11 protein-coding genes are annotated in these 14114 nt (G+C 65.3%); 4 read left to right on the plus strand and 7 right to left on the minus strand.

Annotated features, from left to right (window positions below; genetic code table 11):
* Positions 1-183: 183 nt before the first annotated feature.
* Both D6M19_RS04390 and D6M19_RS04395 read left to right on the plus strand, forming a co-directional pair.
* A complete protein-coding gene (locus D6M19_RS04390) occupies positions 184-2826 on the plus strand; it encodes an MMPL family transporter (RefSeq protein ID WP_206428453.1) in 2643 nt (880 codons plus the stop codon).
* A gap of 192 nt (positions 2827-3018) precedes the next feature.
* Positions 3019-4641: an APC family permease gene (locus tag D6M19_RS04395; protein WP_123023935.1), complete on the plus strand. Its 1623-nt coding sequence runs from the start codon at positions 3019-3021 to the stop codon at positions 4639-4641.
* A gap of 35 nt (positions 4642-4676) precedes the next feature.
* On the opposite strand, the gene D6M19_RS04400 is transcribed toward D6M19_RS04395, so the two are convergent.
* The 7 genes from D6M19_RS04400 to D6M19_RS04430 form a co-directional block, all read right to left on the minus strand.
* The gene (locus tag D6M19_RS04400) at positions 4677-5306 is read right to left on the minus strand and encodes a DUF47 domain-containing protein (RefSeq protein WP_123023936.1); all 630 of its coding nucleotides are present in this window, start codon (positions 5304-5306) and stop codon (positions 4677-4679) included.
* A complete protein-coding gene (locus D6M19_RS04405; protein ID WP_123023937.1) occupies positions 5303-6328 on the minus strand; it encodes an inorganic phosphate transporter in 1026 nt (341 codons plus the stop codon). Before D6M19_RS04405 ends, D6M19_RS04400 begins: the two co-directional genes overlap by 4 nt.
* Before the next feature lie 111 nt (positions 6329-6439).
* Complete coding sequence (gene nrdF, locus D6M19_RS04410; protein WP_123024135.1) at positions 6440-7402, minus strand: class 1b ribonucleoside-diphosphate reductase subunit beta; 963 nt, start codon at positions 7400-7402, stop codon at positions 6440-6442.
* A 135-nt stretch (positions 7403-7537) separates the two neighbouring features.
* Positions 7538-9070 carry a flavin-containing monooxygenase gene (locus D6M19_RS04415; RefSeq protein ID WP_123023938.1) on the minus strand — a complete coding sequence of 511 codons (1533 nt, stop codon included), beginning with the start codon at positions 9068-9070 and terminating at the stop codon, positions 7538-7540.
* Between the two features lie 58 nt (positions 9071-9128).
* The gene (locus D6M19_RS04420) at positions 9129-10706 is read right to left on the minus strand and encodes an HD domain-containing phosphohydrolase (protein ID WP_123024136.1); all 1578 of its coding nucleotides are present in this window, start codon (positions 10704-10706) and stop codon (positions 9129-9131) included.
* Positions 10707-10737: 31 nt separating this feature from the next.
* Positions 10738-11484, minus strand: a complete 747-nt coding sequence (locus tag D6M19_RS04425; RefSeq protein ID WP_123023939.1) for a hypothetical protein — start codon at positions 11482-11484, stop codon at positions 10738-10740.
* Positions 11485-11544: 60 nt separating this feature from the next.
* Complete coding sequence (locus D6M19_RS04430) at positions 11545-12285, minus strand: TetR/AcrR family transcriptional regulator (RefSeq protein ID WP_123024137.1); 741 nt, start codon at positions 12283-12285, stop codon at positions 11545-11547.
* Positions 12286-12438: 153 nt separating this feature from the next.
* Between D6M19_RS04430 and D6M19_RS04435 the strand changes: the two genes are divergently transcribed.
* Positions 12439-13623 (plus strand): NAD(P)/FAD-dependent oxidoreductase, encoded by a 1185-nt coding sequence (locus tag D6M19_RS04435; RefSeq protein WP_123023940.1) that lies wholly within the window; start codon positions 12439-12441, stop codon positions 13621-13623.
* A gap of 111 nt (positions 13624-13734) precedes the next feature.
* The gene (locus D6M19_RS04440) at positions 13735-14034 is read left to right on the plus strand and encodes a hypothetical protein (protein ID WP_123023941.1); all 300 of its coding nucleotides are present in this window, start codon (positions 13735-13737) and stop codon (positions 14032-14034) included.
* The last annotated feature ends 80 nt before the right edge of the window (positions 14035-14114 follow it).

Here is a 14114-nt window from a genome sequence, read left to right on the forward strand (position 1 = left end):
GGGATTTGCTGGCTCCTCATCGGATCGACGGTCGCCGGCGGCTGCGCTGCTTGTAATCTCACCTTTGCAAGCCGAGTGATCGAATTGATGCGCCGGCCACGGAGCAACACGAGTTAGGGGCTAATCGTTTTCGCCTGGTGGGGTCGAACGGTATATCGCTACCGATTTGCCGTGGTCGCTGTCATGGTGGCGCTGTGCCTTGGTAGTGGCATATACGGCAGCAGCCTGGGCGAACACGTCACCCAGAGTGGCTTCTTCGACGACAACAGCGAGTCGGCGCAGGCGTCGCGCCTCGGCGACGAGCACTACGGCAGGGACACGTCCGGCCATGTCGTGGCGATCTACACCGCCCCGGACGGCAAGACCGTCGACGATCCGGAATTCCGCAAGAAGGTTCTGGACAATCTCGCACAGGTCGAGAAGGACCACCCCGACCAGATCATCCGCTCCATCGGCTACTTCAAGACCCCCGGCCTGCTGAAGAACATGGCTGACCCGTCGAGGCAGCGCGCGTTCATGTCCATCCAGCTCAAGGGTGACAACGACGACCTCATCCTGAAGAACTTCAAGGCGGTTCAGGAGGATCTGTCAGATCCCGGCGTCGACGTGCAGTTGGCGGGACTGTTGCCGTTGGCCAACGAACTGACCGGGACCATCGCGACAGACCAGCAGCGCGCAGAGGTGCTCGCCATGCCGTTGGTGGTGGTCTTGCTGTTCTTCGTGTTCGGCGGTGTCGTCGCCGCGTTCCTACCCGGGATCATCGGCGGGCTGACCATCGCAGGAGCCCTCGGCATCATGCGGTTGACGGCGCTGTCGGTGCCGGTGCACTACTTCGCGCAGCCAGTCGTCACGCTGATCGGCCTCGGCATCGCCATCGACTACGGATTGTTCGTGGTCAGCAGGTTCCGTGAGGAGATTGCCGAGGGCTACGACACCGAAACCGCGGTGCGGCGCACCGTGGTGACGGCCGGGCGCACCATCGCGTTCTCGTCGGTGCTGATCTCGGCGTCCGTCGGCGGCCTGTTGCTCTTCCCGCAGGGTTTCCTCAAATCCCTCACCTACGCCATGATCGCCTCGGTCACGTTGGCCGCGCTGCTGTCGATCACGGTGCTGCCTGCCATCCTCGGGATGCTGGGCCCCAAGGTCGACGCGCTGAGCGTGACCACTCTGCTGAAGGTGCCGTTCCTGCGGGATTGGCACGTCAGCAACCGGATCATCACTTGGCTGGGCGCAAAACTGGAGAAGACCAAGACCAGCGCAGAGGTCGAGAACGGGTTCTGGGGCAAGTTGGCCGACCGGGTGATGAAACGTCCGCTGCTGTTCGCGGTGCCGATCATCATCGGTCTGATCGTGTTGATCCTTCCGCTGGGCAATCTGGCTCTTGGTGGCATCAGTGAGAAATACCTGCCACCGACGAACTCGGTGCGCCAAGCGCAGGAGGAGTTCGACCGAACCTTCCCCGGCTTCCGCGTCGAACCGATCACACTCGTCATCAAGAGCACCGACGGCAGGCCGGTCACCGACGCCGAGGTCGCCCAGGTGCGCAGTGAGGCCCTGGCCATACCGGGGTTCGCTGAGCCCAACAACGATCAGGCCAACATGTGGAAGGAACGACCGTTCCTCGACGGCGCGTCCAAAGATCCGTCGGTGCGGGTCATCCAGAACGGCCTGGAGAACAGACTCGACGCCAAGGCGAAAGTCGATGCGCTGAGGGCGATTCCACGGCCGCACGATCTGACCTTGTTGGTGGGCGGCACACCCGCGCTTGAACAGGACAGTGTCGCAACGATTTCGGCGAAGCTGCCGCTGATGATTCTCATTGCGGTCTCGATGACCACGATCCTGATGTTCCTGGCGTTCGGATCGCTGGTCTTGCCGATCAAGGCCGCGCTGATGAACGCGCTCACACTGTCCTCGACGCTGGGCGTGCTGACGTGGATATTCGTCGACGGCCATCTATCCGGTTTGCTCAACTTCACACCGACTCCGTTGACGGCTCCGGTGATCGGGCTGATCATTGCCGTGATCTTCGGCCTGTCAACGGATTACGAGGTGTTCCTGGTGTCGCGCATGGTCGAGGCCCGCGCGCGCGGCATGACGACCGAGGAGGCCATCCGCACCGGCACCGCCAGCACCGGTCGTCTCATCAGCGCGGCGGCACTAGTTCTTGTGGTGGTCGGCGGGGCGTTCGCGTTCTCCGATCTGGTGATGATGCAGTACCTGGCGATCGGCCTGATTACTGCTCTGTTGCTGGACGCGACAGTTGTCCGCATGTTCCTGGTGCCGTCGGTGATGAAGCTGCTTGGCAACGACTGCTGGTGGGCGCCGCAGTGGATGAAACGTGTGCAGGAACGCATCGGCCTCGGTGAGATCACCCTCGAAGACGAGCGCAAGGCGTCGGAGAAGGTGCCCGAGAAGTTGGACGAATCCCTGGCATTCGGAACGGTTTTGGGCGCCCCCGCATGGCAGAAACCGGTGCATGACCCGTCGCGTCCGACCGCAGCGGCACTCGCTCCTGTTGCGGCTGCCACCGGGGTGGCGCTGGCCGAACGCCCGCCCGGCGGCGGGGACGACGGCGACGACGGTGACGACGGCGACGGCGGTGAGACACCGGCCGAGGAATCGCCGGATGCCGAGGAATCGACGGTAGAAGACATCGGGGAGACCGAGACGACCGACGACGAAGACGTCGACGTCGACGAGGCCGACGAAGAAGCCGTTGCCGACGAAGAAGCCGAGCCGGCGACCACCGACGACGAGGCCGTTGGTGAAGCCGAGACCGACGAAGCCGTCGCTGAGGACGAGGACGAGGACGAGGACGACTAGCTCGCGCGACTGCGGGGAGATCGGGATTTGGAAGGTCTGGGTCGATCTGTGCGCCGTTCGGCGGCGCTTTCTCGGCTGGTCGACGGGTTTCTGAGAGTTCGAGTTGTCGAACAACTCAGGTAGTGCGACGCTCGCTTCGGGAACTGCAGCGTCGCGGACTCCCATGCACTTCATTCGAACGGGAGAGCCGCGATGACAACCGATTCCGCAACGCCCGAGAGCGACATCGAACCGACGCCCGTCGGCCTGAAGAAGGGTGCGATCGGCATCGTCGCCGTCATCTTCATGGCGGTCGCCAACGCTGCGCCGATCACGGCGATGACGGGAAACACCCCGATCGCGGTCGGTTTCGGCAACGGCCTCGGCGCCCCCGCCGGATTCCTGTTCGCCACCATCATCCTGACGCTGTTCGCGCTCGGTTATGTGGCGATGGCCAGGCACATCACCACAACCGGCGCCTTCTACGGCTTCATCAGTCACGGCCTCGGCCAGGTCTGGGGCATGGCAAGCGGACTGCTGGCGACGTTCGCCTACGTCGTCTTCGAGGGCTCGTTGATCGGCGGCTGTGCGTACTTCGCCAACGACGCGGTGAACACCATCTTCGGGGTCAACATCCCGTGGCTGGTTTTCGCCATCGGTGCGATCGTGATCATCGCTGCGCTCTGCCACTTCCATATCAGCCTGACAGCGGCGATCCTGGGCGTCACCCTGGTCTCCGAGGTCATCATCCTCTTCGCGCTGGCGATCTCCGTCATCGTCAAGGGCGGTGGCCCCGACGGCTTCATGCTGAATCAGACGGTAATGCTCAACAATGCGTTCGAGAGCCTGCCGGAAGGTGCCTTCGGCACCGCAGCGGCAGCGGGTTCGATGGCGATCGGGCTGTTCTTCGCGTTCTGGTCGTGGGTCGGCTTCGAGACCACTGCTGTCTACGGCGAGGAGTCACGGAACCCGAAGAAGATCATTCCGCGGGCGACGCTGATCGCCGTCGTCGGCCTCGGCCTGTTCTACACGTTCATCTCCGCCATGGTGCTCGCGGGCAACGGCGCCAAAACATCGGTGGAGACCTCGATCAGCGCATCACCCCTCGACCTTTACTTCGGCCTGGTCCAAGCAAACCTCGGTGGCGTGCTGCTCGACATCTACAAGATCCTTCTGGTGATCGGGTCGTTCGCCTGCGCACTCGCATTCCACAACGCGGCGTCGCGCTACCTGTTCGCCTTGGGGCGCGAAATACCCTCTGCCGCAGTGCAGAAGACGGTAGGCGCTGCTCACCCCAAGCACGGCTCCCCCTACATCGCGTCGGCCGTTCAGAGCGCCATCACGGTGACGCTGGTCCTGCTGTTCGCGATCTTCACGGCGGTGCAGGTTCCAGACGCCGACGGCAACCCGGTCGACACCCCGGCACTGGTGCCTTACACGAACATCTACGGGCTGCTCGCGTTGATCGGTACCGCGGCGATCCTGCTCGTGCAGGCGATCTGCTCAGCGGCGGTCATCTGGTACTTCTGGGTGCGAAAGACGCACCGCGGCAACGTGATCACCACGCTGGTGTGCCCGCTGATCGGCGGCGTCGCGATGCTTTACGTGGTGTGGCTGCTGTGGGACAACCGGGCATTTGCGGCGGGGTATGCGGCCAATTCGCTGGTGTTCAAGACCGGGCCCTACTTCATCCTGGCGGTGTTCGTCATCGGGGTGGTCTACGCGCTGTGGCTGCGGTCGGCGAAAGCGGAGATCTACGCCGAGATTGGCCGCACGGTGATGGAGGACGCACACGAGAGGACCGAGGAAGCGCAGCCAAGCGCTCCCCCGGCCTAGAACTCAGGAGTCCAGGATAGGAGCGGTCGCAGGTCTCAGGACTCTTTCACCTGCGAGTACCAGATCCGGTCTGCGACAGCAACGATGTCGTCGGAGATCGCCGAGATCCGCCGGTAGAACTCGCGTCGGGCGGTGACGACGCTGATATCGGTGACTTCGAGCAGTTCACCGGCGGCTTGGCGATAGATGCGCTCCAAATTGCGCTGCGACTTGACTGCGGCGTCGGCGGCCTCAGTCGCGGGCGGGGCGAGCTTGCTGCGCCGCTCGTCAAGGGACGTGAACGCCGTCTGGAGGTGCTGGGTGCCTTCGGCGAGCAGGACGGCCATGTCTGCCGTCGCCTGGTCGGGCGGGAAGGCCATCGCTTCGGATTCGCGCACGGTGTTCTTGGCGCCGTTGATCACCTTGTCGAGATCTCGCGACAACTGGAACAGGTCCTCGGGCTGCAGCGGCGTGGTGAAGGCCTCGCTGACGGCGTCGACGAGTTTGCGCCGCACTTCGTCGCAGTCGTGCTCGGCGGCGCGGACGTCGTCGCCGCGGGCAGAGTCCCCGCCTGCCCACCCCGCGAAGGCCTCCATACCGTTTACCGTGATCGCCGCCTGCTCCTGGAGCATTCCGATCACGTCGGGGGTTTCGGGGAGAAACCAGCGAATGCCTTTGCGGCTCATAGCGCTCTCCAAACGAGTAGTACGGCGACCGCCATCAGCGCGGCCGCCGGAATCGTGGTCAGCCACGCGATGCCCATCTCGCGCACGATCTGCCAGCGCACGTGCTTCCAGCGCCGCCGTCCGCCGCCGACACCGACGACCGAGGAGGCCACCACCTGGGTGGTGCTCACCGGTGCGCCGATGAGGGAGGCGCCGAGGATAACTGCCGTGGACGACGCCTGACTGGCGAGGGAGTCGATGGGCGTCAGGCTGAAGATGCGATGGCCGATCGTCTTGACGATGCGCCATCCACCCAACGCTGTACCCGCGGTCAGGGCCAGGCCCGTAACGACTTTCGCCCATAGTGGCACCGACATCGTGGTGGTCTGCCCGGAGGACAGCAACAAGACCGCGATGACGCCCATCGACTTCTGGGCGTCGTTACCGCCGTGGCTGAACGAAAGTCCCGCTGCCGCAATCCATCCGCCGCCGCGGACCGGACGGATCCACCGCGTCGTCCAGCGCCGCGACATCATGCGCAGTAGGCGCAGGAGCAGAAACGCGACGGCGAAGCCAAGGAGCGGAGAGATCAGCAGGGCGACCAGAACACCGATGACGCCGGTGGGGTGCCAGCCGTCGAAGCCACCCCATTGGGCGGAGCCGAGTCCGCCGGAGCCCGAGACAATGCCGTCGACAACGGCCGCGCCGGCCAGACCCCCGACCAAAGCGTGCCCCGACGACGACGGTAGGCCCCGCCACCAGGTGATGGCGTTCCAGGCTGTCGCGCCGGCGAGGCCTGCCCCGACCACGGGAATCATCTGGGCCTGCGGCACCGTGACGATCTTGCCGATGGTGTCGGCCACGGCCGTGCCGAGCAGGACCGCACCGCCCATGTTGAACACCGCAGAGAGGACGACTGCCTGGCCAGGGGTCGCTGCCCGCGTCGCTACCAGCGTGGCGATGGCATTAGAGGCATCGTGGAAGCCGTTGGTCAGGGCGAAGGCCACCGCGAAGCCGATGGCGACGACCAGCCCGACCTGCACGTGACTTCTCCCGTTAACGCCGACCGCAATGAATCGGCCGGGTATGCCGGGTGAACATAGCAAAACTGTGGATGAACGGTGGGGTCCGATCACCCGGAGGTGGCGCAGTGACTAGAAGTCCCAGTCCTCGTCTTCGGTGTTGACGGCCTTGCCGATCACGTAGCTGCTACCCGAGCCGGAGAAGAAGTCGTGGTTCTCGTCGGCGTTGGGGCTCAGTGCCGACAGGATCGCCGGGTTCACGTCCGTCTCGTCGCGCGGGAACAGCGCCTCGTAGCCGAGGTTCATCAACGCTTTGTTGGCGTTGTAGCGCAGGAACTTCTTGACGTCCTCGGTGAGGCCGACCTCGTCGTAGAGATCCTGGGTGTACTCCACCTCGTTGTCGTACAGCTCGAACAGCAGCTCGTAGGTGTAGTCCTTGAGCTCCTGCTGCGTGGCGGCGTCCTGCAGTGCCAGGCCCTTCTGGTACTTGTAGCCGATGTAGTAGCCGTGCACGGCCTCGTCACGGATGATCAGCCGGATCATGTCGGCGGTGTTGGTCAGCTTGGCCCGGCTGGACCAGTACATCGGCAGATAGAAGCCGGAGTAGAACAGGAAGCTCTCCAGCAGCGTGGAGGCCACCTTGCGCTTGAGCGGCTCGTCGCCCTTGTAGTACTGCATGACGATCTCGGCCTTGCGCTGCAGGTTCGGGTTCTCCTCCGACCAGCGAAACGCGTCGTCGATGTCGGCCGTCGAGCACAGCGTGGAGAAGATGTTGCTGTAGCTGCGCGCGTGCACCGACTCCATGAAGGCGATGTTGGTGTAGACGGCTTCCTCGTGCGGGGTCAGCGCGTCGGGGATCAGGCTGACCGCTCCGACCGTGCCCTGGATGGTGTCCAGCAGCGTCAGGCCGGTGAAGACCCGCATGGTCATTTCCTTCTCGTGGGCGGTCAGCGTCCCCCACGACGGGATGTCGTTGGACACCGGAACCTTCTCCGGCAACCAGAAATTGCCGGTAAGCCGGTCCCACACCTCGGCGTCCTTCTCGTCCTGCACGCGGTTCCAGTTGATCGCCGAGACGCGGTCGATGAGTTTCATGTCGCCCACTGGAACCCCACTTCACCAGGATTTTGATGTGTCTATAGCGGTTCTATAGCCCGCCCACCGACACTACCCCTGGGGTAGGACAACCACCCGTAACACAACATCGTGTGTCCGCGTGTCGCGCCCGGTTCAGCGCGGCGAACCCACTGCCGCGGGCTGGCCGACGCCGAAGAACTGGTACTCGGACGGCTTTAACTTACGCATGTCGCGCCAGTACTCCCAGGTCATCCCGCTCCACAGCGCCCGGTTGACGCCGTGCTCGTCCAGATACCAGCTACGGCACCCGCCGGTGTTCCAGACGGTGTGGCCGAGCTCGGCCTGCAGTTCGGCGTTTTCCCGGTCCTGCGCGCTGCGCGACGGGGCGAGTGCCTGCGCGTCGTACCGGTCCACCTCGGCGATCGCGATGGCCACATAACGGACCTGCGCCTCGATCATGAAGACGACCGACGTGTGCCCCAGCCCGGTGTTCGGGCCGAGCAGGAAGAACAGGTTGGGCATGTCGGCAACGGCGACGCCGCGGTGTGCCACCACACCTTCGCGGTTCCACCGGTCCACCAGGTCCTCCCCGCCGGCACCCTTGATGTCGACGTAGGTGTAGGAGTCGGTGACGTGAAATCCGGTGGCGTAGACGATGACGTCCACCTTGTGCTCGACGCCGTCGTCGGTGACGATCCCGTCTGACGTGATGCGGGTGATCCGGTCGGTGATGAGCTGGCACTTCGGGTTGGCGACGCCCTGATAGTAGTTGGGCGAGTAGAGGATTCGCTTACAGCCCGCCGTGTACGTCGGTGTCAGCCGTCGACGCAGTTCCTTGTCCTTCACCGAGCGCCTGATGTTGAGTTTGCCGACGAGTTCCACACCACGCAGCAGCGCGGGCCGCCGCGTCATCGCGTAACCGAGGCCCTCGAGAAACCAGTAGATGCCGCTGCGCACCGCCAGGCGCAGGCCCGGGACATAGGCGAACGCGTTCTTTACAGCCTCGGGGAACGGCTTGTTCGGCCGCGGCACCACCCATGGCGGCGTGCGCTGGTACAGCTGCAGTTCGTCGACGTCCTTGACGATCGAGGGCACGATCTGGATGGCACTCGCGCCGGTTCCGATCACCGCGACGCGCTTGCCGGTGAGGTCGACGTCGTGGTCCCACTGCGCGGAATGGAAAGAAGCGCCGCGGAATTCGTCCTTCCCCTCGATGTCGGGGATCAGCGGGATGTGCAACGCGCCTGCACCGGAGATCAGGAACTGCGCAACGTACTCCTGCCCGTCGGTGGTGAACACATGCCAGCGGTACTCGGCGTCGTCCCAGTGCGCGCGGTCGACGAACGAGTCGAACCTGATGTAGCGACGCAGTCCGTACTTCTCGGCGACGCCCTTGAGGTAGTCCCAGATCTCCGGCTGCGGGGAGAACAGCTTGCTCCACGTCGCTTTCGGCTCGAAGGAAAACGAGTACAGGTGCGACGGCACGTCACACGCGCACCCCGGGTAGGAGTTGTCCCGCCACGTGCCACCGACATCGCCGGCCTTCTCCAGGATCAGGAAGTCCACTCCCTGCTTCTGCAGAGCGATGGCCATCCCGAGTCCGGAGAAACCGGTCCCGATGATCAGCGCGCGGGTGTGGACGGCCTTTTGGGTCGTGCCCTCGGGCGCGTGCTCGGCAACGGTCATGAGGCGGGCCTTCCTGGGATCAGCGGTACCGGGTACTTCGCCGACTAGTGTATGCGCGCTAGGTGATGACCGGATTTACCAGACCGTGCTTGAGCGCATACATGCTGGCACCGATGCGGTTGGAGACGCCGATCTTGGCGTAGATCCGCTCGACGTGGTTGCGCGCGGTCTTCTCGCTGATCACCAGTGTCTTGGCGATCTCTTTGTTCGACGCGCCGCGGGCCACCAGGCAGAGCACCTCGATTTCGCGGGGCGTCAGCCCGCCGGGGCGGACGTCGGGACGCTTGGCGCGATGGCCCGCCGCGTGCAGCACCGCCTCGACCGCCGCCGGGTCGAGGGCACCCTCCTTGACCCGGGCACGAACCCGCCTCGCCGCGCCATCTGGCGACTGCGGCTCGCGATAGGGCCTCGGCTCGAGCGCGGATTGGTAACCGACGGCAGCCGCGAGCACTCGGTCGGCCATCGGCAGCGTGGCATCCGACAGCCCGCGTGGGTACCCGCTGCCGTCGACACGCTCGTGATGGTTGCCTGCCAGCAGCGCGACCTGCTCTAGCCCCGCGACCTGGCTGAGGATGCGCACCGTCATGTAGGGGTGCAGCCGCATCCGCTCGAACTCGGCGGCGCTCAGCGGCCCCGGCTTGGACCAGATCTGGTTGGACACCCCGATCCGGCCCAGATCGTGTACGTGTCCCGCGCGCCTGATCAGGGCGACATTGTCGGCCTCGAGACCCGCCGCGGTGGCTGCGTCGGCGGCAAGCGCGGCGACCGCACGCGAATGACCAAGCGTGAAAGGGCATTTCAGGTCGACGAAGTCACCGAGTGCGACGAGCAGCGCGTCCAGCGCGGCTTCGTCGAGGCGGATGTTGCGGTCGGGCGCTTCGCGCAGCGCCGCCGCCCAGACGTCGCCCGCGGGCGGACCCGTGAGGATCTGGTCGGCGTTGGCGGTCACGAGGTCGACCAGCTGGGGGTCGAACTGTCCGCCCCTGCGGGCGCGGGCCATGGCGACGGCGCCCTCGACGCCGTACGACCGCTGGTGCACCTCGAGCATTTCGGCGAGCTGTGCGACGCGCATCTCGATCGGGATCGCGTCTCCGCTTGCGCCGGAGGGCAATCCGCCGCCGTCGAACCGCTCGAACGTGAACGCCAGCGCAGCCTGTACGTCGGCGCTCAGCCCGATCTGGTCGGCCAACAATCCCGCCGATGCGCAGTGGGAATGGATGAGGCGGCTGAAATGACCACGCGCGTTTGACAATAGGGACGCCGTCACGCTCAGCCGCCGCATCAGCGACTGGCCGCGCGCGATGTTGCTCAGCAGGAACCGCTGATACGGCAGCCCCGACCAGTCGACCAGATAGGAGTCGTGGCGCACCGCGATGTCGTCGCCGAACCACTGGGCGTACTCATGGGAGTCGGCGTGACAACCGATCCACATGATCAGCGTGGCGTAGTAGGCGCAGTCCCGCTGGTCACGGGACAGGCCGAAGCGATCGGCGATCCTGGTGGCGATGAGGGCGGAGCGCAGCATGTGCTCGGCCGGTTGACCAAGCCCGAGGTCGATGGCCACCGACAGTGCCGCCAGCACCTCGGCCCGGCTTGGCGCGGGCCGAGGTGTCGGGGCGGTCTGTCGCGACACCATCTGCAAATTGTGCCGGTCGGTAACCACTGGGTCAGCCGATCAGCGCGGTGTCGCCGGCGCGGATGTGCGCGGACTCGTCGAAGTTCTCGAAATGGCCCGTGCCGATCACGCAGATGCCCGATTGCGGCGGACGGAAGTCGGCCAGCTTCGCCTGTTCGGCCAGCCGTCCGATCGGTCCGAGATCCTGCCCGCGAAGCACGGCCCGCGACGCGGACACGGCCCACACCTTTCTGGGCGCAACCATGAAGTGCTGGCCGTTGGGGGCCGCACCGGAAAGCCGAATGTCGCCCGCGCCCAACGTCAAGCCCGCCGTGCGGCCGATGACGCCGAGCATGCTCCGGTTTGTCCACGCGGACTCGGGAAGCCGGCCGGCGATCCTGGTCAGCATCCGGCTCGCGAACGTCGACTTCATGTGCACCGACCAAGCGAGCAGGCCGGGGATCGTCACGCGGAACCACCACGGGGTGATCCAGTCGATTTCGATGTCGCACTGGACGGCGTCGTTGTCGGTGGCCGAGCTGAAGTAGCGAGCGCAGCTCTGCTCGGCCGGGGTGGTGGCGTAGAACGTCCAGTTGCCCGCCGGATCGCGGTGCCACACCGACAGATACGCCGGTGCGAACGATGCGGTCGGGAATTGACGCAAGGCCAGATAATGGCCACTTTCAAAGGGGAGACCCATGACTCCGAATCCGGCGAATCGTTCGTCGTCACCGTCCGGAAGGACGGGATTGTCGAGGACGGCCTTGACGGCGTCGTGGGGGGTATGTGTTTTGTTCATGCACAGATGGTCGGTCTCATGCCCGCATCGGCGCGTGAGGCGATTGCCCCAAATTCCCGGTCAGGCGACGGGTTGCTGCCTGCGCACCGCGGTGTGAATGGGCTGGTCGGCGTCGATCTTGATGCCGAGCAGCTCGCCGGTGCCGTAGATGGCCCCGACCATGATCGTCGTCAGGTGCGCGACGAATCGGTCGGCCGCCATCCGGCGCGGGCTTTCGTCGTTGGCGCCCAACCACCAGTCGGTCGCCGACGCCGCGGTGCCGAAGATCGCGAACGCCGCCAGTTCGAACGCGGCAGGATCGAGCTCCATGTCCTCCAGTTCGCTGCTGACCATGTCGGCGATGGCCAGGGTGATGTCGCGACCCTTGTTCACCGTTGTCATCGCCGCCGCGGATTGATCGGCGAACCTGCCTTGGAGTAGGAAGCGCACGACGTTGGGGTGTTGCTCGACCAACTCGACGTAGTGCGCGACGCCTTGGCCGACGATCTCGCGGGTGGAGTCCTTCTCCACGTTGACCGACGGGATGATCGCGGCCCATAACTCGTCGCGCATCCGTTCGCCGATCGCTCCGAAAAGATCTGACTTGTCGGTGAAGTGTCGGTAGATCTTGGGCTTGGCCGTGCCGGCCTCTTCGGCGATCTCCCGCAGTGACAACTCCGGCCCGAGACGGTCGATGGCCCGGAAGGCGGCGTCGACGATCTCCGCCCGCACCTTCTTGCGATGTTCACGCCAGCGTTCACTGCGGGCGTCGACCTTGACGCCCGGTTCATGACCAGAGCGTGACCTCGACCTTCCGCGCATTCCGATCACTGTACCCGCGTGTGCGTCTCTGACCTGGTCAGACCGTGACGGGACACGCCATTGACGGGCCCAACCGGGTGCTTTGGCCGATGAGATGACCTACGCCGACTTGGGTACTATCTCTGCGACAGCGAAGACAATGAGACGAGAGTTATGACTCAGCGATACGACCTGGTCATCGCAGGTGGGGGGCCATCGGGCTCGGCCGCCGCATGGCAGGCCGCGCAGACCGGCGCCAAAGTGATCGTGTTGGACAAGGCGGAGTTTCCGCGGGCCAAGCCCTGCGGTGACGGCCTGACCGCCCGAGCCGTCAGCTACCTGCAGAAGATGGGCCTCGCCGACGAGGTCGCCACCTTCCACCGGGTCAACAGGGTGACGGTGTTCAGCCCCAGCCAGTGGGAGCTGTCGTTCCCGAAGCGTCCCGGCATGCCCGACCACGGCCACACCGTCAGCCGCGAGCACCTCGACACCTTGCTGCTCAAGCACGCCGAGTCGGCGGGTGCCGAGGTACGGCAGGGCGCCGAGGTGAGCGGTCCCGAGATCGACGCCAGCGGCCGTGTCATCGGTGTGACGCTGAAGGGCGGCGAGAAGGTATTCGGCGACGCGGTCATCGCGGCCGATGGTGCCTACTCCCCTATCAAGCGGGCCCTGAAGGTCGACTCGGAGTACAACGGCTACTCGGCGATCGCGATCCGCTCGGAGATGCACGCCAACCGTCCCGACTCCGATTCGTTGGACATCTACCTGAAGCTGCAGTTCCAGGGCGACCAGCTGCCCGGCTACGGCTGGGTGTTCCCGATGGGCAACGGCGTGTTCAACATCGGGCTCGGCTACGTCAACAGCTACAAGAACTGGCAGTCGATCAACGCGACGCAGTTCCTCGGCGAGTTCCTGCGGACGCTGCCCGGCGACTGGGAGCTGCCGCCGATCGAGGAGCTGAAGAAGAACAAGAGCGTGCGGGCGTGGCGATTGCCGATGGGCTTCACCGCGTGGCCGCCGTGGCGGCCCGGCGTGCTGTTCACGGGTGACTCGCTCGGTGCGGGTAAGCCGGCGTCTGGCGCGGGCATCTCCAAGGCGCTGGAGTCGGGGCTGGCCGCGGGCGAGTGCGCGATCGCAGCGCTGCAGAACGGCGGGCCCGACGACTTCACCAACTACGCGCAGCGGATGGAAGCGGCCTGGGGCAAGGAGTACAAGCGGGGCCGCTACTTCCACAAGCTCGCGGGGATCCCCGCAGTCGCGAACACCGGCATCAAGCTGATCGACAACGGCTTGTTCCGCGACCGGATGCTCAAGGCGCTGTACAAGAAGGCGCAAGGCCCGCAGCACAAGTACAAGTAGCCACCCCCTAATCCCCTAGCGGCGGTGGCGGGCACACCCCGCAGCCGGTCGGGCGAGCGACGGGTCTGCGCCCCGTTTCGGCGATCGCGGCCGCGCAGCACGCTTAGCTGCATGGACATCAAGAGATTTCTCGCGACGGTCGCCATGACCGCCGGCCTGGCGATCGGGCTCGCCGCCACCGCGGGCGCAACAGCCGAGGACGACTTCTGGGAGTGTGTCGGAGACCATCAGGACACCGACGGCATCGGTGTCTGCTGCGTCTTCTACGGCGGCACCTACGACGAGGGGTCCGGCGAATGCTGGGACTACCCCGAGGCCACGGTGGAGCAGGTCGATCCCGGCCCCAAGACCCCTCCGAAAAGGGCTGTGCTGACGCGGGTGGACCGCCTTCCCGTGCACGCGATGGGATAGCGCGACTGGCGGCGAGTGTGGACAAATGACACGGCCACTTCCCCGCGTTGCTTGTATCAAGTCCACACTCGTCCGCCGCG

The sequence above is a fragment of the Mycolicibacterium stellerae genome (assembly GCF_003719305.1).
In the GTDB taxonomy this organism is placed as follows: Bacteria; Actinomycetota; Actinomycetes; order Mycobacteriales; family Mycobacteriaceae; genus Mycobacterium; species Mycobacterium stellerae.

Excerpts from the sequence above, each read along its gene's own strand:
- D6M19_RS04395 (WP_123023935.1), top strand. The coding sequence starts at position 3,019 with ATGACAACCGATTCCGCAACGCCCGAGAGCGACATCGAACCGACGCCC.
- D6M19_RS04400 (WP_123023936.1), bottom strand. The coding sequence starts at position 5,306 with ATGAGCCGCAAAGGCATTCGCTGGTTTCTCCCCGAAACCCCCGACGTG.
- D6M19_RS04435 (WP_123023940.1), top strand. The coding sequence starts at position 12,439 with ATGACTCAGCGATACGACCTGGTCATCGCAGGTGGGGGGCCATCGGGC.
- D6M19_RS04420 (WP_123024136.1), bottom strand. The coding sequence starts at position 10,706 with ATGGTGTCGCGACAGACCGCCCCGACACCTCGGCCCGCGCCAAGCCGG.
- D6M19_RS04390 (WP_206428453.1), top strand. The coding sequence starts at position 184 with ATGGTGGCGCTGTGCCTTGGTAGTGGCATATACGGCAGCAGCCTGGGC.
- D6M19_RS04415 (WP_123023938.1), bottom strand. The coding sequence starts at position 9,070 with ATGACCGTTGCCGAGCACGCGCCCGAGGGCACGACCCAAAAGGCCGTC.
- D6M19_RS04430 (WP_123024137.1), bottom strand. The coding sequence starts at position 12,285 with ATGCGCGGAAGGTCGAGGTCACGCTCTGGTCATGAACCGGGCGTCAAG.
- nrdF (WP_123024135.1), bottom strand. The coding sequence starts at position 7,402 with ATGAAACTCATCGACCGCGTCTCGGCGATCAACTGGAACCGCGTGCAG.
- D6M19_RS04440 (WP_123023941.1), top strand. The coding sequence starts at position 13,735 with ATGGACATCAAGAGATTTCTCGCGACGGTCGCCATGACCGCCGGCCTG.
- D6M19_RS04425 (WP_123023939.1), bottom strand. The coding sequence starts at position 11,484 with ATGAACAAAACACATACCCCCCACGACGCCGTCAAGGCCGTCCTCGAC.